This window comes from Mycobacterium colombiense, from assembly GCF_001665835.1.
In the GTDB taxonomy this organism is placed as follows: Bacteria; Actinomycetota; Actinomycetes; order Mycobacteriales; family Mycobacteriaceae; genus Mycobacterium; species Mycobacterium colombiense_A.
The window spans coordinates 88,647-109,946 of sequence record NZ_LZSX01000074.1 but is presented as its reverse complement, the minus strand read 5'-3'; the positions used below and the strand labels follow the sequence as shown (position 1 = coordinate 109,946).

The following is a 21,300-nucleotide window of genomic DNA, read 5'->3' as shown; positions in this document are numbered from 1 at the left end:
GTAGACAGTGCGCCCCGCCATCAAAGTCGGCCTTTCCACGGCTTCGGTGTACCCGTTGCGGGCCGAGGCGGCCTTCGAGTACGCGGCCCGGCTCGGCTACGACGGCGTCGAGCTGATGGTGTGGGCCGAGTCGGTCAGCCAGGACGTCGCCGCCGTCAAGAAGCTGTCGCAGCGCTACCGCGTCCCGGTGTTGTCGGTGCACGCGCCCTGCCTGCTGATCTCGCAGCGGGTGTGGGGAGCCAACCCGGTCCCCAAGCTGGATCGCAGCGTGCACGCCGCCGAGCAGCTGGGCGCCCAGACCGTGGTCGTGCACCCGCCGTTTCGCTGGCAGCGGCGCTACGCCGAGGGTTTCTCCGAGCAGGTGGCGAAGCTGGAAGCGTCCAGCGACGTGATGGTCGCGGTGGAGAACATGTTCCCGTTCCGGGCGGACCGGTTGTTCGGGGCCGGCCAGTCGCTGGAACGGATGCGCAAACGCGGCGGCGGGCCCGGCGCGGCCATCTCGGCGTTCGCGCCCTCCTTCGACCCGCTCGACGGCAACCACGCGCACTACACGCTTGACCTGTCCCACACCGCGACCGCGGGCACCGACTCGCTCGACATGGCGCAGCGGATGGGGGCGGGGCTGGTGCACCTGCACCTGTGCGACGGCAACGGCCTGCCCGCCGACGAGCACCTGGTGCCCGGGCGCGGCACCCAACCCACCGCCGAGGTGTGCCAGATGCTGGCCGGCAGCCATTTCGCCGGCCACGTCATCCTGGAGGTGTCGACGTCCAGCGCGCGTTCCGCCAACGAGCGCGAGGCCATGCTCGCCGAATCGCTGCAGTTTGCCCGCACGCATCTGCTGCGCTGACCAAGCCGGGAGAAATCCAGACAACATGAGTGCGTTATTCACCACCGCAATGACGTTGCGGGAGGTCGGTTCAGGCGTCTTTGAGGGCGAGCTCGACAAGCGCTGGACCATCGGTCCCAAGGTGCACGGCGGCGCGATGCTGGCGCTGTGCGCCAACGCCGCCCGCACCGCCTGCGGTGCCCGGCCCGACGGTCTCGAGTCGGCCCAGCAGCCGGTCGCGGTGTCGGCGAGCTTCCTGTGGGCGCCCGACCCCGGTCAGGTGCAGTTGGTGACCTCGATCCGCAAGCGGGGCCGCCGGATCAGCGCCGTCGATGTCGAGCTCAACCAGGGCGATCGCACCGCGGTGCACGCCGTGGTGAACCTCGGCGAGCCCGAGCACTGGCATCGGGACGGCTCGGAAGGGGTAGCAAAGCCGCTGCTGTCGGCCAACCCGGTGCTGGACCTGATGGCGCCCGAGCCCCCAGACGACATCGAGCCGATCGGACCGGGTCATCCGCTGGCCGGCCTGGTGCACCTGGGGGAGGGCTGCGACGTGCGGCCGGTGCTGTCGACGATGGCGCCGCGCAGCGACGGGCGCCCGCCGGTGATCCAGATGTGGGCGCGCCCCCGGGGGGTGGCCCCAGACGCGCTGTTCGCGCTCATGTGCGGCGATCTGTCGGCGCCGGTGACCTTCGCCGTGGACCGCACCGGCTGGGCGCCCACGATCCAGCTCACGGCGTTTCTGCGGGGCCTGCCGGCCGACGGCTGGCTGCGCATCGTCGCGACCTGCACCGAGATCGGGCAGGACTGGTTCGACGAGGACCACACCGTCGTCGACAGCCTGGGCCGCCTGGTGGTGCAGGCCCGCCAATTGGCATTGGTCCCTGCCGCTCGCTAGGACGCGGTGTCTGCGATGCTGTCCGGCATGGCAAGAATCGCGATCATCGGTGGCGGCAGCATCGGGGAGGCACTGCTGTCGGGTCTGCTGCGGGCGGGCCGGCAGGTCAAGGACCTGGTGGTGGTCGAGCGTGTCCCCGAGCGCGCCAAGTATCTGGCGGACACGTATTCGGTGCTGATCAGCTCGGTGTCCGACGCGGTGGAGAACGCGTCCTTCGTCGTGGTCGCGGTCAAGCCGGCCGACGTCGAGTCGGTGATGGCCGAGATCGCCCGCGCGGCGGCCGCCGCCGAGAGCGACACCGCCGAGCAGGTCTTCGTCACGGTCGCGGCCGGGATCACCATCACCTACTTCGAGTCGAAGCTTCCGGCCGGGACGCCGGTGGTGCGGGCCATGCCGAACGCGGCGGCCCTGGTCGGCGCCGGGGTCACGGCCCTGGCCAAGGGGAGGTTCGTCACCGCGCCGCAGCTCGAAGGGGTCTCGGCCCTGTTCGACTCCGTCGGCGGCGTGCTGAGCGTGCCGGAGGGCCAGATGGACGCCGTCACCGCGCTGTCGGGCTCCGGACCCGCGTATTTCTTCTTGCTGGTCGAGGCCCTGGTCGACGCCGGCGTCGCCGCGGGTCTGAGCCGCGAGGTGGCCGCCGACCTGACCGCGCAGACCATGGCGGGCTCGGCCGCGATGCTGCTCGAGCGCATGGACGCCGATCGGCAGCTGGGTGAGGCCGAGGCCCCGGGGCTGCGGGTGGATGCCACGGCGACGCAGCTGAGAGCGACGGTGACCTCGCCCGGCGGTACCACCGCGGCCGGCCTGCGTGAGCTGGAACGGGCGGGCCTGCGCGCGGCCGTGGACGCGGCCGTTCAAGCCGCCAAAATGCGCTCTGAGCAGCTAAGAATTACATCAGAGTAATCCAAGTTTTTTGAACTGATTGTCCCCCACCAGTACCAGTAACCCCATTAGTCCCGCTATTCTCCTTGTGTAAGCACGTGTGGGTGCCAGCGGAGGGGAAGCCGCTGGCATGCGCGTGCCTGACACGATTGGGTTGCGATGACGTCTAGTAACGGGCCATCAGCGCGAGATGCTGCAGGTAAGCCACGGGACGCCAGTTCCGTTGACGGCCAGCAGGGCAGGACGCAGTTTCTCACCGTCGCTGAGGTAGCGGCGTTGATGCGGGTCTCCAAGATGACGGTGTATCGGCTTGTGCATAACGGCGAGCTGCCCGCGGTCCGGGTGGGCCGGTCCTTCCGGGTGCACGCCAAGGCCGTCCACGACATGCTGGAGACGTCCTACTTCGACGCCGGCTGACCTGAAACGGTGCCGCTCACGGGCGGCACCCAGGCTTCGCGGTTACGCGGCGATCGGTCGACGCCGGTTTGGTGTTCGATGCGTTCCGCCGGGTAAAGTGTCCGGGTCCAATCTTTGAAGCAAGGTCACCGGTCAGATAGCGGAGTTCATGGGTTCAGTAATCAAGAAGCGGCGCAAGCGTATGTCGAAGAAGAAGCACCGCAAGCTGCTGCGTCGCACCCGGGTGCAGCGCAGAAAACTCGGTAAGTAACCCCGTCCGCGGCATAGTGCCGCCATCTCGCCTGGCCGCTAGGCTGTTCGGGTGGATCCGTCGAATGGGGAGAACGCCGGGCCGGGTGACACCGCAGGCAACACGGTGCATTACCCAAAAGTCGTGCTGGTCACTGGTGCCTGCCGGTTTCTGGGCGGTTACCTGACGGCTCGGCTCGCGCAGAACCCGATGATCAAAGGGGTCATCGCGGTGGATGCAATAGCCCCGAGCAAGGACATGCTGCGCCGGATGGGCCGCGCCGAGTTCGTCCGCGCCGACATCCGTAATCCCTTCATAGCCAAGGTGATTCGCAACGGCGACGTGGACACGGTGGTGCATGCGGCGGCCGCGTCGTACGCGCCGAGGTCTGGCGGTACCGCGGCGTTGAAAGAGATCAACGTGATGGGCGCGATGCAGCTGTTCGCGGCCTGTCAGAAGGCGCCCTCGGTGCGCCGGGTGGTGCTCAAGTCGACGTCCGAGGTGTACGGGTCGAGTGCTCACGATCCGGTGATGTTCACCGAGGACAGCACCAGCCGTCGACCCTTCCGCGACGGTTTCGCCAAGGACAGCCTCGACATCGAGGCCTACGCGCGCGGTTTGGGACGGCGCCGGCCGGACATCGCGGTGACGATTCTGCGGCTGGGCAACATGATCGGCCCGGCGATGGACACCACGCTGTCGCGTTATCTGGCCGGACCTTTGGTGCCGACCATGCTCGGCCGCGACGCACGCCTGCAACTGCTGCACGAGCAGGATGCGCTGGGTGCGCTGGAGCGCGCGGCGATGGCGGGCAAGGCGGGAACGTTCAACATCGCCGCCGACGGCATCATCATGCTGTCGCAGGCGATCCGGCGGGCCGGCCGGATTCCTTTGCCGGTACCGGGTTTCGGCGTGTGGGCGCTGGACTCGTTACGGCGCGCAAACCGTTACAACGAGATCAGTCGAGATCAGTTTGATTACTTGAGTTATGGGCGAGTGATGGATACCAGCCGAATGCGATCAGAACTTGGCTATCAACCAAAATGGTCGACTGCGGACGCTTTTGACGACTACGTCCGCGGCCGAAGCTTGACTCCCATAATCGACCCACATCGGGTACGCTCCTGGGAAGGTCGCGCCATAGCCCTAGCTCAGCGTTGGGGTAGCCGAAATCCAATTCCGTGGGGTGGGGTCAGGTAGGTATCGTGGCGGGTGAAACCAGAGCGAATGTCATTCCACTGCACACTAATCGGGGTCGGGTAGCGGCTCGTCGGAGAGCCGATCAAAGAGCAGAGTCGTCTCGTCAGCATCCTTCGTTACTGTCCGATCCGAACGGCCGCGCATCGGCCGAGCAGATCGCCGCGGTCGTCCGTGAAATCGATGAGCACCGGCGCGCCGCGGGGGCCTCGCCCGCCGATGCACCGCTGAACGACCTGGCGCAGCGCGTCGCCTCGGTTGCCGGATTCCTCCGCCAGCGACTCACCGGCGACTACAGCGTCGACGAGTTCGGCTTCGACCCGCACTTCAACAGCGCGATCGTTCGGCCGTTGCTGCGGCCGTTCTTCCGGTCCTGGTTCCGGGTCGACGTGAGCGGGATCGAGAACCTGCCGACCGAGGGCGCCGGGCTGGTAGTCGCCAACCACGCGGGTGTGTTGCCGTTCGACGGGTTGATGCTGTCGGTGGCCGTCCACGACGAGCACCCCGCGCAGCGGGACATGCGGCTGCTCGCTGCCGACATGGTGTTCGATCTGCCCGTCGTGGGGGAGGCGGCCCGCAAGGCCGGCCACACCATGGCCTGCACGACGGACGCGCACCGGTTGCTCGCCGGCGGCGAGCTCACCGCCGTTTTCCCGGAGGGGTACAAGGGGCTGGGCAAGCGGTTCGAGGACCGCTACCGGCTGCAGCGGTTCGGCCGCGGCGGATTCGTCACCGCGGCGCTGCGGACCAAGGCGCCGATCATTCCCTGCTCGATCATCGGGTCCGAAGAGATCTACCCGATGCTGACGGACGTCAAGTTGCTGGCGCGGCTGTTCGGGCTGCCATACTTCCCGATCACGCCGCTGTTCCCGCTGGCCGGGCCCGTGGGTCTGATTCCGCTGCCGTCGAAGTGGCACATCGCGTTCGGTGAGCCGATCTACACCGACGACTACTCGGCCGCCGACGCCGACGACCCGATGGTCACTTTCGAGCTGACCGACCAGGTCCGCGAGACCATCCAGCAGACGCTGTACCGGCTGCTCGCCGGCCGCCGCAACATCTTTTTCGGCTGACTCGGCCGAGCCGCGCAATAAGGAAACGCCACCGCGGAAATCCGTGGTGGCGTTGACCTTTGAAGAAGCCGACTATTTGACCATGGTGAACTGGCAGACGTTGGTGTAGCCGTCGCGGAACAGGTCCGAGCAGCCCCGCAAGTACTTCAAGTAGATGTCGTAGGTCTCTTGCCCCTTCAGGGCGATCGCCTCGTCCTTGTGCGCCTCGAGGGCATCCCCCCAGGCGGTCAGCGTCGGGACGTAGTTCTTGCCGATGAAGTGGTGGCGTTCGATCTTGAAACCGGCGTCGGTTGCGTACTTGTCGACCAGGTCGACCTGGGGCAACTTTCCGCCCGGGTAGATCTCCTTCAAGATGAAGCTGATGAACCGCAGCAGGGTCATGTTCACCTGCAAGCCCATCGCTTTGCCCTCCTCGGCGGTGGGCACCACGATGCTGTGCAGCAGCATGCGGCCGTCGTCGGGCAGCAGGTCATAGTACTTCTTGAAGAAGGTGGCGTAGCGCTCATATCCGGCGTCACCGGCGCCGTCGGCGAAGTGCTCGAAGGCGCCCAGCGACACGATGCGGTCGATCGGTTGGTCGCCGGGGAATTCCTCCCAGCCCTGGATCCGCACCTCCTTGCGGCGGGGGCTGTCCATCTTTTCGAACTCCGCCACGCAGTGTGCGTGCTGGTTCTCGCTGAGCGTCAGGCCGATGACGTTGACGTCGTACTCGGCGACGGCATGCCGCATCGTCGAGCCCCAGCCGCTGCCGATGTCCAGCAGCGTCATGCCCGGCTCGAGGTTCAGCTTGTCCAGCGCGAGCTTGCGCTTGGCGTATTGCGCCTCTTCCAGCGTCTTGGTCAGATTCTGCGGATCCGGGTTTTCGTCGAAGTAGCCGCAGCTGTAGGTCATCGACGGGTCAAGCCAGAGCTTGAAGAACTCGTTCGACTTGTCGTAGTGCGATCGGACCTTCTCGACCGGCGGCTTCAGTTGTGTGCTTCCCGTGTCCCCGTCTGCAGACATTTACAACGCCCCTAACTTCCCCGCGGATATGGATGCCACTGCCGCGGCGGTAGCCTCAACGTCCGCTTGATTTGAAGACTCTCCCAGCATTGTGACGACACTCGTAACGATCGGCTTTCCATCGGCATCGGTCACTTCGCTGCGAATCTCCGCCAGCACGGTGCCGTGGGACTCAATCACCGAGTCGAGGTATGTGTCGAAGTACAGCCTATCGTGGGCCAGGATCGGCCGGTGGAACTTGAATTTCTGGTCGCGGTGAATGACCCGAGCGATGTTGATCGGAATGCTGAACTTGGTGAAAATCTCCAGCTGCACGCGGCGCCCGGCGATCGCGAGGAACGTCAGCGGCGCCACCATGTCCGAGTACCCGGCATTTTCGGATTCACTCTCGTCGAAGTGGGCCGGGTGGTCGTCCTTGATCGCCAGCGCGAACTCACGGATCTTCTCGCGCCCGACCTCGAAGTAGTCCGGTGCGCGGTAATGGCTGCCGATGAGTCCTTCGGCTTCCTTGGGGACTGTCATGGCGTATGGCCTCCGCTCGATTGTGTCTCAGCGGCGCAGCCTATCAGCGTGATTGCCGCCGAGAGGCCAGCGCGGCCAGCGCACCACCGGCCGCGCCCAGCGCCAACGCCGACGGCACCCCGATCCGCGCCGCTTTGCGAGCGGTGCGGAAATCGCGAATCTCCCAGCCGCGCTCGCGGGCTAGGGCGCGCAGGCGGGCGTCGGGATTGATGGCGACGGCCGTGCCCACCAGCGACAGCATGGGGACGTCGTTGAAGCTGTCCGAGTAAGCGGTGCATCGTTTCAGATTGAGCCCCTCGCGAATTGCCAGCGACCGCACCGCGTGCGCCTTGCCGGTGCCGTGCAAGATGTCGCCGACCAGCCTGCCGGTGAAGACGCCGTCGACCGATTCCGCGACCGTGCCCAGCGCGCCGGTCAGGCCGAGCCGCCGCGCAATGGTCGCGGCGAGCTCGTAGGGCGTGGCGGTGATCAGCCACACCTGCTGGCCGGCTTCCAGATGCATCTGCGTGAGCTCGCGGGTGCCTGGCCAGATCTTGTCGGCGATGATCTCGTCGTAGATCTCCTCGCCCAGGGTGACCAGTTGTTCGACCGATCGGCCCTCGATGAAGGCGAGCGCCTTGCGCCTGCCGGCGGCGACGTCGTTGCTGTTTTCCGTCCCGAGAATCTGGAACTTGGCCTGCGCGTAGATGAATCCGACCACGTCGCGATAGGTGAAGTAGTTGCGCGTGGCCAGTCCGCGTCCGAAATGCACCGCCGACGAGCCCTGCACGAGGGTGTTGTCCACGTCGAAGAAGGCGGCGGCGGTCAGGTCGACGGGGGGCTGCGGGCGATCTTCCGAGGCGGCGGCTTCCTGCATGCCCTCGATTGCGCGGGCGGCGCTGGCGTCCGCGGCCAGCGACTCCAGGTCGACGTAACCGGATTGGTCCGCGTTGACCGGGTCAGAGGAAGTCATCGTCAAACCTCCTAGATCGCTGTGTTGCCTGGCGACCCAGCGGGTGCCCGATCTCCAACCCTATCGGGCAGATGGCGTGCGGGCGTTGACGCCTCGGGTGATCGATGGACTGGCCGGGACGTGCCCTACTCCCGCCAGAGCGGCACCTGAGAGGTGATGCTGTCCGGCATGCCCTCGAGGAGGGCGGAAGTCAGTTCATCGAACGACAGTGCGAGGACTTCCATCCTCGGTTGCTCGTAATCCAGTGCAAATCCGTAAGAGTCCGGATCGTATTCGAGCGTGTATCTCCTTAGATGTTGTTCCGCATAGTCCCTTGCCATGGTCGGTCTTTCCGTGGTTAGGAAGTCAATGGTTTTCAGATCGGCTGACTCAACTCTTATCTGTGAATCAAGCCCACGCGCCTCCCAGTTTAGGAATAGGGATTTCAACCGTATATCGCGATGGCTGCGGATGCCGTCACCCAATCTCGAAATAACGTACTTACCCGCATCTGAGAAGCGAGAAAACATCACCTCTATGCGTTCGTTCCGCTCTGCTTCTCGTTCATGCTTTAGCGAATGCAATACGCAAATGTATCCTTCCGACTTGGGTGCGATGATCCATGCCGCCCAATCGCCGAACTCCGCCCACTCAGGCCATTTTTTCAGTTTTCCGGAATAGTCGGAACGGAAGTACAGACGATCGTCGACCCACTCGGCTTCGTCGTAGGGTCCATTTCCAACGAAGTTGGCGATCCTACGCCACAAATTGTAGAACCGAATCACCTCTGCGACACCGTCTGTCATACCTGTACCGCTAGCATCCATCTACACCCTTAAACTCGCTTCTTGGCACTCGTGCTATCCCCAGTCCAGGTAGCCGTTCTCGATCAAGAACTTGATCAGCACGATTTGACCGTCTTCGTCAACGACTACCCATTGTGTTCCACCGCCTGGCTGGCCAAATGCGTCAGCCACTTTTCCATACCGGACTTCCCAGCCGTCTGGCAATTCCTTGCCTGTGCCGTGGAAGCGATTGTAATCGCCAGATGAACCCGGTGCCAGGCCGCGGTCGGGATAGCTGTCACCGACGGCACCCATAAAATCACCCCTATTGTCGCTGACTTCTCCGATCCTGTCCAGCCACGTATCCTTGGGAATGCTGCGAGCTGTTTCGTATATGCTATCTGCGAAGCCGTTGGCTTTCGGCCACTGCCACGTTCCCTTCGCCGGGTCCCACCATTTGTTCAAGATTTCTTGAGCGTTCATTCCCTCATAAGGGCTGTGCGCCGCTGATTCGGCGAGTTCCCGAGGGCATCCGTGTTTTACGAGGTCGTTGACGAGTTGCTCGGGTGATTCGGCAAGCGCAAGTTGCGCCTGGTGCCATGGCTGCAAATCTGACGGCGCGGGGGTTTCTGGGGGATGCCCGTCCGCGGGTTCATCGGGGGTTGTGCCGTCGTGCGGCTGGTGCGAACCGGCCGGTTCATGCCCCTCCCCAGGGGGATGCGCGCCATCGCCGTCGCCGGGCGGGTGGGGACCCCCGCCGTACGGCTCGCCAGGATGGGCGGGCGGTTCACCCCCGTGGGGAACCTCACCCAGGCCGGGCGGTGCTTCGGCGGGGAACCCGCCACTCATAGGGGCAGACGGCGGCGTCGGCAGGTGCGGAGCCGCCGGAGCCGCCGGTGCAGACCCCGGCGGGCCGGCGTGGGGAGCCGGCGCAGCCGGAGGTTCGCCGGGCGCCGCCGGCGCGTGGGCGGGGACGGGTTCGGGCGGTTTGGAATGAGCTGGCGGCGCGTCTCCGGCCGGCGCGGGCACCTCCGGTTTGCCTCCGGCTCCGGGTGGCGTCGCGACCGGTTTGGGCGGCTCGGCAGCAGGGGGCTTTTCGACCGCCCGCGGCTTGGATTCGGTGGGGCTGTGTGGCAGCGGACCGTCCGCGGGCCCCGGCGCCGGCTTGCCCGAGGGCCCTGGCTTGCCCGCGGGTGCGGGCGCCGGTTGGCCCGATTCCGGCGGCTTGGGGGCAGCCGGGGCCGGCTCCGCCGGAGGCTTGACCGCCGGAGGCTTCGGAATTTCGGGCGGCTTCCTCAGACCTCTCAGTGCGTCGGCAGCACCGTGCCCGACCTTTCCCAGCTTGGAGAGCGGTCCACCGGGTAAGGCCAGGGTTGCCACGTCGAATATCGATTTCCCGAGCGCTTCGGCGGGGTTCGTGCCCCACTCGTCCCAGTGCGTGACGTCCTTACCCAGCGCCTTCCACGACTCGGCCACTCCGGGCCCTCCGTCGGGCCCCAAGCCGACGAGAGGCAACTCCCCGGAGACCATGTCGGCCACGTCCTTGGCATAGCCCACCGGATCGCTTTGGAGCCGGCTTGGGCTGAATTTCGCGAGCAGCTCGAGGAAATCCCAGCCCTCAACGCCGACGCCTTTGAGGGTCTGGCCTACCTGATTGAGTGCCCTGCCCACAGGTGCCCCGTGCAAGAAGTGGTCCCACTCCTTATCCGCCCAGTGCGCCATATCCTTTGCGGCGGTGGCGGCCTCGGACATGGTGGCCTTGATCTGGTCGCCGAGCGTTTCGGCTTCCTGGGCGAAGCTGTCGACCACCGTTTCGATGTCGTCGGCGATTCTTTTGATCTCGTCTTCGTCTTCGTCGCTCAGGAGATCCCAGACCTCTTTGATCCCGGTCAGCGGATCGCAGATGCGGGACAACAGATCCAGGATCGCCGCGTGGACTTTGTCGATCTTGGCTGCGTAGCTGTTGAGTTGCGCGGCGATCGTCTGGCATTGCCGCGCAACGCTGGTGGTGGCGCCGGTCGCATCAGCCAACGCTTTGTTGATGGCAGCGGCCTCGGGAATCTGCTGCGCGGCAATGGCGGCCATTGTGCCGCCGCCGGCCGCGATCTCGGTCGTCATGAAGTTGACGCCTGCGGTCGCCCACGCCGCCGCGGCGGCCCGCAACTTCGCCGAATCGCCAGTGGGCCAGATCATTCCGATATACGGCGCGACCCAGCTCCAGCCCGCCGGGGCGCTGCTACCGGCGCCAACGGCCGACGGTGGATGAGGCGCCGCGGTCAGTGGCGCGGTCACCGGCGGTGCCGACAGAACCCCGGCGCGGCCGGTGACATCCGACATCGCCTCGGCGAGCGCGTAGTTGTGTGCCGACATCCGCACGCCGTCGCCGATGCTGCACAGCCCATTGCGGGTGCTGGTCATCGCCTCGATCACCTTGGCCGCTGCATCGTTGTAAGCGCGGCCCAGCGCCGCACCCACCGGATCGTCACCGGCCATGCCCGCACTGCCGGCCAGCGCCGCGGTCAAGGCTGAGATCACCGATCCCAACGATTCACCGGTGGCCAGTACCGTGGCGCCGGCGCGGTCTAGGGCAGTCGGGTCACACGCCAGCGGCGCCATGTATTCACGACCACATGCCGAGATTCGTCGACATTGCGCCGGTGTAGTTGCCGTGCGCGGTCGTGGCCACCTTCTCCAGTTGCGCCAGCGCTTCGCGCATCATCGCCTCGCCGCCAACCCAGTGCTGATGCGCCTCGGTGTGAGCCGCCGCGGCAGCACCCGTCCACGATGTGTGCAAACGCGTTACGCGAGAATCGATTTCGGCGATCATGTCTTCGGCATAGCGTTGAAACGCCGCCATCCGCTGCACCGCGTCGGCCAACGCCTGCGGATCAACCCGAAACGCCTCAGCCACCGCGCACCGCCCGCTCCGCCTGGGCGGACCCCGCCTCGTTGCTCTGATACGCCCCGCCGGCCTGGCCCACCAGGTGCGCCAGCATCGACAACCCGAGCTCTACCTCGCGGGCACCCTTATGCCACAGCTCCCACGCGGATCCGTACGCGGTGCCCGCCGCACCCTGCCAACCGCCCAGCATCTGACCCACCTGATCGTCGAGCTGGGACAGCTGGGCCGAAAGCTGCTCGGCCGCACCGCTGAGCGAGACGGCAGCGCCCTGCATGACGATGGGATCGACCCGCAGCGTTTCGTCGGCCATAGTCGGAACATAACGCCTGGTAGATGGCCCCACAAGTCACCGATGACACACTGGTGGTCATGACTGACGCGACCGGCCGGCCGCAGGTGGAGCTGTTGACCCGCGACGGCTGCACCATCTGCGAGCGCGTACATGCGCGGTTGGCCGAACTGGCCTGTGAATTGGGCTTCGAGTTGTCGACGACCGACGTCGACGCCTCGGCCGCGGCGGGCAACACCGCGCTGCGGGCCGAGTTCGGCGACCGGTTGCCGGTGATCCTGCTCGACGGCCGCGAACACAGCTACTGGGAGATCGATGAGCCCCGGCTGCGGGCCGATCTCGGCCGCTGAGCCGCCCGGCGGTGTCCGGCCGCCCAGCGCGGGGCAATTATTTGGTAGCCCAGCTGATAAACGTTTACCGTGGACATCAGTTCAGTTACTGGAGGAAGCAAGGGAGCTGGCCAGGTGATGCTGCCGTGAGCGTCTTGCTCTTCGGGGTTTCGCACCGTAGTGCGCCGGTCTCCGTCCTGGAACAACTCAGTATCGACGAGTCCGATCAGGGCAAGATCGTCGACCGGGTGTTGCAGTCGCCACTGGTGACCGAGGCGATGGTGCTGTCGACATGCAACCGGGTCGAGGTCTACGCGGTGGTGGACGCGTTCCACGGCGGGTTAGCGGTGATCGGGCAGGTGTTGTCGGAACAGTCCGGCATGTCGATGACCGACCTCACAAAATACGCGTACGTCCGGTACAGCGAGGCCGCCGTCGAGCACCTGTTCGCGGTCGCCAGCGGGCTGGATTCCGCGGTGATCGGCGAGCAGCAGGTGCTCGGTCAGGTCCGTCGCGCCTACGCCAACGCCGAGACCAACCGCACCGTCGGCCGGATTCTGCACGAGCTGGCCCAGCGGGCCCTCTCGGTGGGTAAGCGGGTGCATTCCGAGACCGCCATCGACGCCGCCGGCGCCTCGGTGGTGTCCGTCGCGCTGAACATGGCCGACCGGCGTCTGAACGGCTTGTCGGGCAAGACTGCCGTCCTGGTCGGCGCCGGAGCGATGGGCGCCCTGGCCGCGGCACACCTGTCTCGCGCCGGCATCGGGCAGGTCCACGTGGTCAACCGGTCGCTGTCCCGGGGCCAGCGCCTGGTCCGCAAGATCCGCGACGCCGGCGTGCGGGCCGACGCCGTGCCCCTGGAGCGCCTGCCGTACACCCTGGCGGGTGCCGATGTCGTCGTCAGCTGTACCGGCGCGGTGACCCCGGTGGTCTCGCTGGCCGACGTGCACCACGCGCTGGCCGCCGCGCAGCGCGACGAAGAGACGAACCCACTGGTGATCTGCGACCTGGGCATGCCGCGCGACGTCGACCCGGCCGTGGCCGGTCTGCCCGGCGTCTGGGTCGTCGACGTGGACCGTGTGCAGCACGAGCCCTCGGCTCACGCCACGGCCGCGGACGTCGACGCCGCGCGCAGGATCGTCGCCACCGAAGTTGCTGCCTACCTGGCCGGACAGCGGATGGCCGAGGTCACGCCGACGGTCACTGCGCTGCGCCAGCGCGCCGCCGATGTGGTCGAAGCGGAACTGCTGCGGCTCGACAACCGGCTGCCCGGGCTCGAGAGCGCCCAGCGCGAAGAGGTGGCCCGAACCGTGCGACGGGTGGTGGACAAGCTGCTCCACGCGCCGACCGTTCGGATCAAACAGCTGGCCAGCGCGCCCGGCGGCGACAGCTACGCCGAGGCGTTGCGCGAACTCTTCGAACTCGACCAGACGGCCGTCGATGCCGTGGCCGCGGGCGAATTGCCGGTCATTGCAAATGGATTCGACGCGGCCACCCCGCAGCAGACCGCCGAGTAGGCGATTGGCGAACGTGATCCGGATAGGCACCCGGGGCAGCCTGCTGGCCACCACCCAGGCCGGGGTCGTCAGAGACGCTTTGATCGCGCTCGGACACCCGGCGGAGCTGGTGACCATCAGCACGGAGGGGGACCGCTCATCGGCGCCCATCGAGTCGCTCGGGGTGGGTGTCTTCACCACCGCACTGCGCGAGGCCATGGAGGAGGGCCGCGTCGACGCCGCGGTGCACTCCCATAAGGACCTGCCCACCGCCGACGATCCGAGGTTTGCTGTGGCGGCGATACCGCTGCGCAACGATCCGCGCGACGCGGTGGTCGCGCGCGATGGACTGGTGCTCGCGGAGTTGCCGGCCGGTTCGCTGGTGGGCACATCGTCACCGCGGCGGGCCGCGCAGCTTAGGGCATTGGGTCTCGGTTTGGAAATTCGCCCCCTACGAGGCAACCTAGATACCAGGTTGAACAGGGTAAGCAGTGGTGATCTCGACGCGATCGTGGTAGCCCGGGCGGGACTCGCCCGGATCGGTCGCCTCGACGATGTCACCGAGACGCTAGAGCCGGTGCAGATGTTGCCAGCACCGGCTCAGGGCGCGCTCGCCGTCGAATGCCGCGCCGGTGACAGCCGGTTAGCGGCAGTGCTGGCGGAACTGGACGATGCCGATACGCGAGCGTCGGTCACCGCGGAGCGAGCCCTGCTGGCCGAACTGGAGGCCGGTTGCTCCGCACCGGTGGGCGCGATCGCCGAAGTGGTCGAGTCCATCGATGAGGAAGGCCGGATCTTCGAAGAGCTGTCGCTGCGCGGTTGCGTGGCGGCGCTGGACGGGTCCGACGTGATTCGCGCGTCCGGTATCGGCAGTCCCGGTCGGGCACGGGAGCTTGGGCTCTCGGTGGCCGCGGAGCTGTTCGAGCTGGGCGCCCGAGAGCTGATGAGCGAAGCGCGGCAAGACCCGACGCGAGGAAATTAAATGCGAGTTACGTGGGAGCGACAATGACGACGCGAGGGCGTAAGCCGACACCCGGCCGCATCACGTACGTGGGCTCCGGCCCGGGTGACCCGGGACTGCTGACGACCCGGGCCGCCACGGTGCTGGCGAACGCCGCTTTGGTGTTCACCGACCCCGACGTGCCTGAGCCGGTGCTGGCCCTGATCGGCAAAGACCTGCCACCGGTGTCCGGCCCGGCTCCGGCCGAGCCGGCCGCCACCAACGGCGATGGCGGTTCCGACCAAGGCAAGGTGCAGCCGGCGGTGATCTCCGGCGGCCCCGATATCCGCCCGGCGCTGGGTGACCCCGCCGAGGTGGCCAAGACACTGACCAGCGAGGCGCGCACGGGCGTCGACGTGGTGCGGCTGGTGGCCGGCGACCCGCTGACGGTCGACGCGGTCATCACCGAGGTCAACGCCATCGCGCGGAGCCACCTGCACATCGAGATCGTGCCCGGGCTGGCTCCCAGCGATGCCGTCCCGACGTATGCGGGGTTGCCGCTAGGCTCCGCACACACGGTTGCCGACGTACGCGACCCACATGTGGACTGGGAGGCGCTGGCCGCGGCGCCCGGTCCGCTGATTCTGCAGGCCACCTCGTCGCATCTGGCCGACGCGGCGCGCACCCTGATCGAGCACGAGCTCGCCGAGAGCACGCCGTGCGTGGTGACCGCGCAGGGCACCACCTGTCAGCAGCGTTCCATCGAGACCACGCTGCACGGCCTGACCGACTCGGCGGTGCTGGGCGGTACCGACCCCGCCGGCCCGTTGACCGGTCCGCTGGTGGTGACCATCGGCAAGACGGTGGCCAGCCGGGCGAAGCTGAACTGGTGGGAGAGCCGCGCGCTGTACGGCTGGACCGTGCTGGTGCCGCGCACCAAGGACCAGGCCGGCGAGATGAGCGAGCGGCTGACCTCCTACGGCGCGCTGCCGATCGAGGTGCCGACCATCGCGGTCGAGCCGCCGCGCAGCCCCGCCCAGATGGAAAGGGCCGTCAAGGGTTTGGTCGACGGCCGCTTCCAGTGGGTGGTGTTCACCTCCACCAACGCGGTGCGCGCGGTGTGGGAGAAGTTCGGCGAGTTCGGTCTGGACGCGCGCGCGTTCTCCGGAGTGAAGATCGCGTGTGTGGGCGAGTCGACCGCCGACCGGGTTCGGGCGTTCGGGATCAGCCCCGAACTGGTGCCGGCCGGCGAGCAGTCCTCACTGGGCCTGCTTGACGACTTCCCGCCCTACGACAGCATTTTCGACCCGGTCAACCGGGTGCTGCTGCCGCGCGCCGACATCGCAACCGAGACGTTGGCCGAGGGTCTGCGCGAACGTGGTTGGGAGATCGAGGATGTCACCGCCTACCGGACGGTGCGGGCCGCCCCGCCGCCGGCGGAAACGCGGGAAATGATCAAGACCGGTGGGTTCGACGCGGTGTGCTTCACGTCGAGCTCCACGGTGCGAAACCTGGTCGGCATCGCCGGCAAGCCGCACGCCCGGACGATCATCGCGTGCATCGGTCCCAAGACCGCGGAGACCGCGGCCGAATTCGGTCTGCGGGTGGATGTCCAGCCCGAGACCGCCGCGGTTGGCCCGCTGGTCGACGCGCTGGCCGAACACGCCGCGCGGTTGCGCGCCGAGGGTGCGCTGCCGCCGCCGCGCAAAAAGAGCCGCAGGCGCTAGTGGCGATCGCAAGGGCGGCGCAGCCGGGCGCAGCGGGTCGCCACCATGATGTAGTGGCGATCGCAAGGGCGGCGCAGCCGGGCGCAGCGGGTCGCCACCGAGGGAGCTAGCATGGCCTACCCGCGGCACCGTCCGCGCCGGCTTCGCACCACCCCGGCATTACGCCGTTTGGTGGCCCAAACGTCTTTGGAGCCAAGGCATTTGGTGTTGCCGATGTTCGTCGCCGACGGCATCGACGAACCTCGGCCCATCACGTCCATGCCGGGCGTGGTGCAGCACACCCGTGATTCGTTGCGCAGCGCGGCCGCCAGTGCCGTCGCCGCGGGCGTGGGCGGACTGATGCTGTTCGGCGTGCCCCGTGACGAGGGCAAGGATTCGATCGGGTCGGCCGGGACCGACCCCGATGGCATCCTCAATGTCGCGCTGCGGGACTTGGCCAAGGACCTCGGCGAGGCGACCGTTCTGATGGCCGACACCTGCCTGGACGAGTTCACCGACCACGGACACTGCGGTGTCCTCGACGACCGGGGCCGGGTGGACAATGACGCCACCGTGGCCCGGTATGTGGATCTCGCTGTGGCGCAAGCTGAATCGGGCGCCCACGTGGTGGGGCCGAGCGGCATGATGGACGGACAGGTGGGCGCGATCCGCGACGGATTGGACGCCGCGGGCTTCACCGACGTGGCGATTCTGGCCTACGCCGCCAAGTTCGCCTCGGTGTTCTACGGCCCGTTTCGTGAGGCGGTCGGTTCCAGCCTCTCCGGAGACCGGCGCACCTATCAGCAGGAGGCGGGCAACGCCCGCGAGGCGCTGCGCGAGATCGAGCTCGACCTTGACGAAGGCGCCGACATCGTGATGATCAAGCCGGCGATGAGTTACCTCGACGTGGTCGCGGCCGCGGCCGACGTTTCGCCCGTTCCCGTCGCCGCCTATCAAGTGTCGGGGGAGTACGCGATGATTTGCGCTGCAGCCGCGAACAATTGGATCGATGAGCGCGCCGCGGCGCTGGAGTCGCTGACCAGCATCCGGCGCGCCGGAGCCGATATCGTTCTCACCTATTGGGCCGCGGATGCGGCAGGGTGGCTCTCGTGAGATGGGGCTTGCGATGACTACCGACGGCGTCGCCGAACCCAAGCGGTTGTTCTACGAACCCGGCGCCAGTTGGTGGTGGCTGGCCTGCGGGCCAGCCGCGGCGGTGGCCATGGTGCTGATCGAAATCTGGAGCGGTGCCCCGGTGTCGCTGGTGGTGCCCGCGATCTTCCTGGTGCTCGTATCGGCGTTCCTCGCGATACAGGTGAAGGCCGCACGGATCCACGTCTCGGTCGAGCTCACCGAGGACGCCCTGCGCCAGGGCGCCGAAACAATCCTGGTCCGCGAGATCCTCCAGGTGTATCCCGAGCCCGAGAACCACGAAGCCTCCGGGAAAGACCTGGCGCGGTGGCAGTCGTCGCGCGCGCTCGGCGAACTGGTCGGGGTGCCGCGTAAGCGCGTCGGCATCGGTCTCAAGCTCACCGGTGAGCGCACGGTCCAGGCCTGGGCGCGTCGCCATCGTCAGCTGCGCGCCGCTCTAACCCCACTGGTCCAGGAGCGGGTGGAGCCCACCCGATCGATCGACGGAGACCGGGACGACGACACCGGGACGGCGCAATGAACACCCGCTACCGCGCCATGCTCGAGCTAGGGCTGGCCGGCGTTGGGCTGGTGTGCTCGGGACTGACCTGGTGGCACTCGCATCACACGGTGACCGTTGCACCGATCGCGGACGGGCAGCCCTCCACCACGTCGCTGCTGTACGACCCGCAACTGCTGCTGCTGACCCTGGTGCTGCTGACGGGCGCCGGGGTATTGGCGGTCGTCGGGACTGCCAGGCTGCGACGCGCGCGCTCGCGCGCTAAGGCGTCTTCCTGACAAACGGCAACGCCATCCGGCGACGCAACACGATGGCGTCGGCCCGATCCTGCAGCGCCTCGTGGACCGAGCGCATGATCGGAAAATTGGCGTCATGACCAGCGTCATCGAGCACCTGGGTCACTGCTGAGCTGGCGACCAGGGTCCAATCCACCCCGGCGGCACGACAATCGGCATCGAACGCATAAAGGAGCGAGATGCCGGCCTCAGCAAATTCGTTGACATCGGCGACGTCGAGCACTACGGGATTTTCTCCGAGCGTGAAGCGCGCAATGTGGTCGCTGATGCGATCGACATTTTTCTCGTTGATTTCGCCGCGAATGTGCACCACCGTCGCCAGGTGGCGGTGGTGCGCCCGGACCTGTGCGCCGTCGCAGTCAAACACGCAGTTGTCGTGGCCAGCTTGGCTGCCTGCGATCGTCATGAGGACCCCTCACTCTCCGTGGCGCTCGCGCGGCCTTCGGGGGGCGCCTCCACGCTCACCAAAGGGTGTTTATGACGTTAGGCCGCAAGCCTAAGGAGACCGGAAGCCGTGTCTAATGCTTTGTTAAGAAGCGATTGAGGGAATACCGCGAATCGGCGCTGAGCAAACGCCCAGCGGGCTATCGGGCTATCGGATTACCCCGGAAGGCCGTATGCCACACCACAACCGTCCACGCATCCCGCCGATCGCGCTGCTAGGCTGCCAAGGCTGCCGGTTGCTAGTCGGGGGGCTTGTGAAAAGGCGAGATTCCCCGCCCAGCTGAAGTAGCAGCAGAACGAAACGGCAGGATTCGGACGGGAAGAGCAGCGTGCGGGGCGGAGAGATCAAGGGCGAGATCACCGCCCTGACCGGACTCCGTATCGTCGCCGCGCTCTGGGTGGTCCTGTTCCACTTCCGGCCGATGCTCGCCGACGTGTCGCCCGACTTCCGCGACGCCCTCGCGCCGGTGCTCAACTGCGGCGCCCAAGGCGTCGACCTCTTCTTCATCCTCAGCGGGTTCGTGCTGACGTACAACTATCTCGACCGCATGGGCCGGTCCTGGTCGACCCGCGCGACCCTGCATTTCCTTTGGCTGCGCCTGGCCCGGGTGTGGCCGGTGTATCTGGTCACCTTGCACCTGGCCGCGCTGTGGGTGATCTTCACCCTGCACGTCGGTCATGTGCCGTCGCCGGACGCCGCCTCGCTCACCGCCATCAGCTACGTGCGCCAGATCCTGTTGGTGCAGTTGTGGTTTGTGCCGTTCTTCGACGACTCGAGTTGGGACGGGCCGGCCTGGTCGATCAGCGCGGAATGGCTGGCCTATGTGCTCTTCGCCGTCCTGGTGCTGGTCCTGCTACGGATGAAACAGGCGACCAGGGCGCGCAGCCTGATGGTCCTGGCCTTCGCGGCATCGCTGCCGCCCGTGGTGATGCTGCTCGCCAGCGGCCACTTCTACACGCCGTGGAGCTGGCTGCCCCGCATTGTCACGCAATTCACGGCGGGCGCGCTGGCCTGCGCCGCGGTGCGCAGGCTGCGGCTGAGCGACCGTGGCCGCCGTGTCGCGGGATACGTCTCCCTGCTGCTGCTGGCCGCGATGGTCGGCGTGCTGTATTGGTTTGGCGCGCACCCGATATCGGGAGTGGTGGAGAATGACAGCGGCGGCGTCGTCGACGTGTTGTTCGTTCCGCTGGTAATATCGCTGGCCATCGGGCTCGGCAGCCTGCCGCGGGTGTTGTCGACGCGGGCGATGGTGTACGGCGGCAAGATCTCGTTCTGCCTGTACATGGTGCATGAGCTGGTGCACACCGCATGGGGCTGGGCCGTAGAGCAATTCGAGCTCCCGACCCTGGATAACCCGTGGAAATGGAACATCATCGGCCTGCTCGCGATTGCCGTGGCCTTCTCGGTGCTGCTGTATCACGGTGTCGAAGAACCCGCCCGCCGTTGGATGCGCAAGATGGTCGACGTCAGGGCCGTCAGCGCCCGAAGCGATCCCGCCGATTCAAACGGTAAGCTGCATCCGATCGACCGTCCGCTGGAAGCGGTTTCGGCCCGCGCGGTGTGATGGCCGCCTCAGCGGCCGGCCGCGTCTCACGGGGAATACTTGATGAGGACGCGGCGGCACCCGACGATGCCGTTGACAGTGGAGGTGAGAGTGAGTCGTCTGGCCACCTTTCTCATTGGGTTGAGTTTTCTGGCGGGCGTAGGCATCGCATACCCGGCGCAGGTGCGCACCTACGAGACACTGACGCTCGACTTCCGGCTGAATCATGTGGCAGTGGTGGGGGATTCGTATACCACCGGAACCGATGAGGGCGGCCTTGGCTCGAGAGCGTGGCCGGTGCGCGCCTGGCAGGTGCTCGGATCGCGGGGTTCGCGGATCTCGGGCAGCGTAGCGGCCGAAGGCAGAGCCGGTTATGCCACGCCCGGCGACCACGGCAGTATCTTCGAGGACCTGACCGCCAGGGCGGTCCAGCCCGACGATGCGCTGGTGGTGTTCTTCGGCTCCCGCAACGACCAGGGTGTCGATCCCGCGACCCTGACCGTAAAGACCAACGCCGCTTTGGATGTGGCGCGCCAACTCGCGCCTGCGGCGCGGTTGCTGGTGATCGGACCGCCGTGGCCGACCGCCGATGTGCCGCCGTCGATGTTCCTGATTCGCGACGTCCTCGCCGGCGCTGCCGGGGCCGCGGGGGCGACGTTCATCGACCCGATCGCCGAACACTGGTTCGTCGGCCGCCCCGACCTGATCGGTGCCGATGGCGTGCATCCGAATGATGCGGGCCATCAATATATGGCGGATAAGATCGCGCCGCTCATCCGTACGCAGCTGTCGACCTGACTCAGGTGTGGCGGGCGGCTTCCTGGGCGAGCTGAAGCCGTGCTGACACAGCCTCTTTGGCGTCGACGTGCGGTCTCAGTCGTTGGCGTGCCGCTCGTAGTCCCAGCGCTCCAAGCGGTCCTGCACGTGCAGGAAGGCGA

General features: G+C 66.8%; 24 protein-coding genes. 16 read left to right on the top strand and 8 right to left on the bottom strand.

The genetic code is table 11. The annotated features are described in order from the left end of the window. The first annotated feature begins 7 nt into the window (after window positions 1-7). The 7 genes from A5760_RS17575 (at window position 8) to A5760_RS17550 (ending at window position 5,525) form a co-directional block, all read left to right on the top strand. On the top strand, window positions 8-850 hold the full coding sequence (locus A5760_RS17575; protein ID WP_064883031.1) for a sugar phosphate isomerase/epimerase family protein: 843 nt from the start codon (window positions 8-10) through the stop codon (window positions 848-850). 25 nt (window positions 851-875) lie between these two features. Next, window positions 876-1,727, top strand: a complete 852-nt coding sequence (locus tag A5760_RS17570) for a thioesterase family protein (RefSeq protein WP_064883029.1) — start codon at window positions 876-878, stop codon at window positions 1,725-1,727. 27 nt (window positions 1,728-1,754) lie between these two features. Further along, window positions 1,755-2,630, top strand: coding sequence for a pyrroline-5-carboxylate reductase (gene proC, locus A5760_RS17565; protein WP_196772117.1), 876 nt, complete (start codon window positions 1,755-1,757; stop codon window positions 2,628-2,630). 138 nt (window positions 2,631-2,768) lie between these two features. Next, window positions 2,769-3,026: a cell division/environmental response transcriptional regulator gene (locus tag A5760_RS17560; RefSeq protein ID WP_064883024.1), complete on the top strand. Its 258-nt coding sequence runs from the start codon at window positions 2,769-2,771 to the stop codon at window positions 3,024-3,026. A gap of 148 nt (window positions 3,027-3,174) precedes the next feature. Beyond that, complete coding sequence (locus A5760_RS26220) at window positions 3,175-3,276, top strand: 30S ribosomal protein bS22 (protein WP_003402602.1); 102 nt, start codon at window positions 3,175-3,177, stop codon at window positions 3,274-3,276. Window positions 3,277-3,327: 51 nt separating this feature from the next. After that, window positions 3,328-4,455 carry an SDR family oxidoreductase gene (locus A5760_RS17555; protein ID WP_064883021.1) on the top strand — a complete coding sequence of 376 codons (1,128 nt, stop codon included), beginning with the start codon at window positions 3,328-3,330 and terminating at the stop codon, window positions 4,453-4,455. Beyond that, window positions 4,437-5,525, top strand: a complete 1,089-nt coding sequence (locus A5760_RS17550) for a lysophospholipid acyltransferase family protein (RefSeq protein WP_196772116.1) — start codon at window positions 4,437-4,439, stop codon at window positions 5,523-5,525. Before A5760_RS17555 ends, A5760_RS17550 begins: the two co-directional genes overlap by 19 nt. Window positions 5,526-5,597: 72 nt before the next feature. Here the strand turns inward: A5760_RS17550 and A5760_RS17545 are convergent, their stop codons facing one another. From A5760_RS17545 to A5760_RS17515, 7 genes are all read right to left on the bottom strand, one after another. Continuing rightward, window positions 5,598-6,527, bottom strand: a complete 930-nt coding sequence (locus tag A5760_RS17545; protein WP_064883018.1) for a cyclopropane mycolic acid synthase family methyltransferase — start codon at window positions 6,525-6,527, stop codon at window positions 5,598-5,600. Further along, window positions 6,528-7,049, bottom strand: a complete 522-nt coding sequence (locus A5760_RS17540) for an FAS1-like dehydratase domain-containing protein (RefSeq protein ID WP_064883016.1) — start codon at window positions 7,047-7,049, stop codon at window positions 6,528-6,530. A 43-nt stretch (window positions 7,050-7,092) separates the two neighbouring features. Next, window positions 7,093-8,001 carry an HAD family hydrolase gene (locus A5760_RS17535; RefSeq protein WP_064883014.1) on the bottom strand — a complete coding sequence of 303 codons (909 nt, stop codon included), beginning with the start codon at window positions 7,999-8,001 and terminating at the stop codon, window positions 7,093-7,095. A 125-nt stretch (window positions 8,002-8,126) separates the two neighbouring features. Further along, the gene (locus A5760_RS17530; RefSeq protein WP_231122656.1) at window positions 8,127-8,786 is read right to left on the bottom strand and encodes a hypothetical protein; all 660 of its coding nucleotides are present in this window, start codon (window positions 8,784-8,786) and stop codon (window positions 8,127-8,129) included. Window positions 8,787-8,840: 54 nt separating this feature from the next. Then, complete coding sequence (locus A5760_RS17525) at window positions 8,841-11,381, bottom strand: TNT domain-containing protein (protein WP_064883012.1); 2,541 nt, start codon at window positions 11,379-11,381, stop codon at window positions 8,841-8,843. A gap of 4 nt (window positions 11,382-11,385) precedes the next feature. Continuing rightward, window positions 11,386-11,676 (bottom strand): WXG100 family type VII secretion target, encoded by a 291-nt coding sequence (locus tag A5760_RS17520; RefSeq protein WP_064883010.1) that lies wholly within the window; start codon window positions 11,674-11,676, stop codon window positions 11,386-11,388. After that, the gene (locus A5760_RS17515) at window positions 11,669-11,977 is read right to left on the bottom strand and encodes a WXG100 family type VII secretion target (RefSeq protein WP_064883008.1); all 309 of its coding nucleotides are present in this window, start codon (window positions 11,975-11,977) and stop codon (window positions 11,669-11,671) included. The genes A5760_RS17520 and A5760_RS17515 overlap by 8 nt, the downstream gene beginning before the upstream one ends. 59 nt (window positions 11,978-12,036) lie before the next feature. Between A5760_RS17515 and A5760_RS17510 the strand changes: the two genes are divergently transcribed. The 7 genes from A5760_RS17510 to A5760_RS17480 all read left to right on the top strand — a co-directional run bounded on the left by A5760_RS17510 (window position 12,037) and on the right by A5760_RS17480 (window position 18,356). Next, window positions 12,037-12,306, top strand: a complete 270-nt coding sequence (locus tag A5760_RS17510) for a glutaredoxin family protein (protein WP_064883077.1) — start codon at window positions 12,037-12,039, stop codon at window positions 12,304-12,306. 125 nt (window positions 12,307-12,431) lie between these two features. Beyond that, window positions 12,432-13,802: a glutamyl-tRNA reductase gene (locus A5760_RS17505; RefSeq protein ID WP_064883006.1), complete on the top strand. Its 1,371-nt coding sequence runs from the start codon at window positions 12,432-12,434 to the stop codon at window positions 13,800-13,802. Window positions 13,803-13,815: 13 nt separating this feature from the next. Continuing rightward, window positions 13,816-14,763, top strand: a complete 948-nt coding sequence (hemC, locus tag A5760_RS17500; RefSeq protein ID WP_064883075.1) for a hydroxymethylbilane synthase — start codon at window positions 13,816-13,818, stop codon at window positions 14,761-14,763. 23 nt (window positions 14,764-14,786) lie between these two features. Next, window positions 14,787-16,448, top strand: coding sequence for a uroporphyrinogen-III synthase (locus tag A5760_RS17495; RefSeq protein ID WP_064883004.1), 1,662 nt, complete (start codon window positions 14,787-14,789; stop codon window positions 16,446-16,448). Window positions 16,449-16,559: 111 nt separating this feature from the next. After that, window positions 16,560-17,540 (top strand): porphobilinogen synthase, encoded by a 981-nt coding sequence (hemB, locus tag A5760_RS17490; RefSeq protein ID WP_082279510.1) that lies wholly within the window; start codon window positions 16,560-16,562, stop codon window positions 17,538-17,540. Between the two features lie 13 nt (window positions 17,541-17,553). Further along, complete coding sequence (locus tag A5760_RS17485) at window positions 17,554-18,099, top strand: DUF3093 family protein (protein WP_064883073.1); 546 nt, start codon at window positions 17,554-17,556, stop codon at window positions 18,097-18,099. After that, window positions 18,096-18,356 (top strand): hypothetical protein, encoded by a 261-nt coding sequence (locus A5760_RS17480; RefSeq protein ID WP_064883000.1) that lies wholly within the window; start codon window positions 18,096-18,098, stop codon window positions 18,354-18,356. The genes A5760_RS17485 and A5760_RS17480 overlap by 4 nt, the downstream gene beginning before the upstream one ends. Here A5760_RS17480 and A5760_RS17475 read toward each other — a convergent pair. Then, on the bottom strand, window positions 18,340-18,780 hold the full coding sequence (locus A5760_RS17475; RefSeq protein WP_064882998.1) for an STAS domain-containing protein: 441 nt from the start codon (window positions 18,778-18,780) through the stop codon (window positions 18,340-18,342). The genes A5760_RS17480 and A5760_RS17475 overlap by 17 nt on opposite strands. 367 nt (window positions 18,781-19,147) lie before the next feature. Here A5760_RS17475 and A5760_RS17470 point away from each other — a divergent pair, with 367 nt between their 5' ends. After that, complete coding sequence (locus A5760_RS17470; protein WP_064882996.1) at window positions 19,148-20,383, top strand: acyltransferase family protein; 1,236 nt, start codon at window positions 19,148-19,150, stop codon at window positions 20,381-20,383. A gap of 90 nt (window positions 20,384-20,473) precedes the next feature. Next, entirely contained in the window at window positions 20,474-21,160 is a 687-nt protein-coding gene (locus A5760_RS17465) for an Rv0518 family GDSL lipase (RefSeq protein WP_064882994.1), read from the top strand. The last annotated feature ends 140 nt before the right edge of the window (window positions 21,161-21,300 follow it).

Bases quoted from the DNA above. Each gene is read 5' to 3' on its own strand.
- A5760_RS17545 (WP_064883018.1), bottom strand. From the start codon at position 6,527: ATGTCTGCAGACGGGGACACGGGAAGCACACAACTGAAGCCGCCGGTC.
- A5760_RS17485 (WP_064883073.1), top strand. From the start codon at position 17,554: ATGACTACCGACGGCGTCGCCGAACCCAAGCGGTTGTTCTACGAACCC.
- A5760_RS17530 (WP_231122656.1), bottom strand. From the start codon at position 8,786: ATGACAGACGGTGTCGCAGAGGTGATTCGGTTCTACAATTTGTGGCGT.
- proC (WP_196772117.1), top strand. From the start codon at position 1,755: ATGGCAAGAATCGCGATCATCGGTGGCGGCAGCATCGGGGAGGCACTG.
- A5760_RS17560 (WP_064883024.1), top strand. From the start codon at position 2,769: ATGACGTCTAGTAACGGGCCATCAGCGCGAGATGCTGCAGGTAAGCCA.
- A5760_RS17515 (WP_064883008.1), bottom strand. From the start codon at position 11,977: ATGGCCGACGAAACGCTGCGGGTCGATCCCATCGTCATGCAGGGCGCT.
- A5760_RS26220 (WP_003402602.1), top strand. From the start codon at position 3,175: ATGGGTTCAGTAATCAAGAAGCGGCGCAAGCGTATGTCGAAGAAGAAG.
- A5760_RS17495 (WP_064883004.1), top strand. From the start codon at position 14,787: ATGACGACGCGAGGGCGTAAGCCGACACCCGGCCGCATCACGTACGTG.
- A5760_RS17540 (WP_064883016.1), bottom strand. From the start codon at position 7,049: ATGACAGTCCCCAAGGAAGCCGAAGGACTCATCGGCAGCCATTACCGC.
- A5760_RS17535 (WP_064883014.1), bottom strand. From the start codon at position 8,001: ATGACTTCCTCTGACCCGGTCAACGCGGACCAATCCGGTTACGTCGAC.
- A5760_RS17525 (WP_064883012.1), bottom strand. From the start codon at position 11,381: ATGGCGCCGCTGGCGTGTGACCCGACTGCCCTAGACCGCGCCGGCGCC.
- A5760_RS17570 (WP_064883029.1), top strand. From the start codon at position 876: ATGAGTGCGTTATTCACCACCGCAATGACGTTGCGGGAGGTCGGTTCA.
- A5760_RS17480 (WP_064883000.1), top strand. From the start codon at position 18,096: ATGAACACCCGCTACCGCGCCATGCTCGAGCTAGGGCTGGCCGGCGTT.
- A5760_RS17475 (WP_064882998.1), bottom strand. From the start codon at position 18,780: ATGACGATCGCAGGCAGCCAAGCTGGCCACGACAACTGCGTGTTTGAC.
- hemB (WP_082279510.1), top strand. From the start codon at position 16,560: ATGGCCTACCCGCGGCACCGTCCGCGCCGGCTTCGCACCACCCCGGCA.
- A5760_RS17510 (WP_064883077.1), top strand. From the start codon at position 12,037: ATGACTGACGCGACCGGCCGGCCGCAGGTGGAGCTGTTGACCCGCGAC.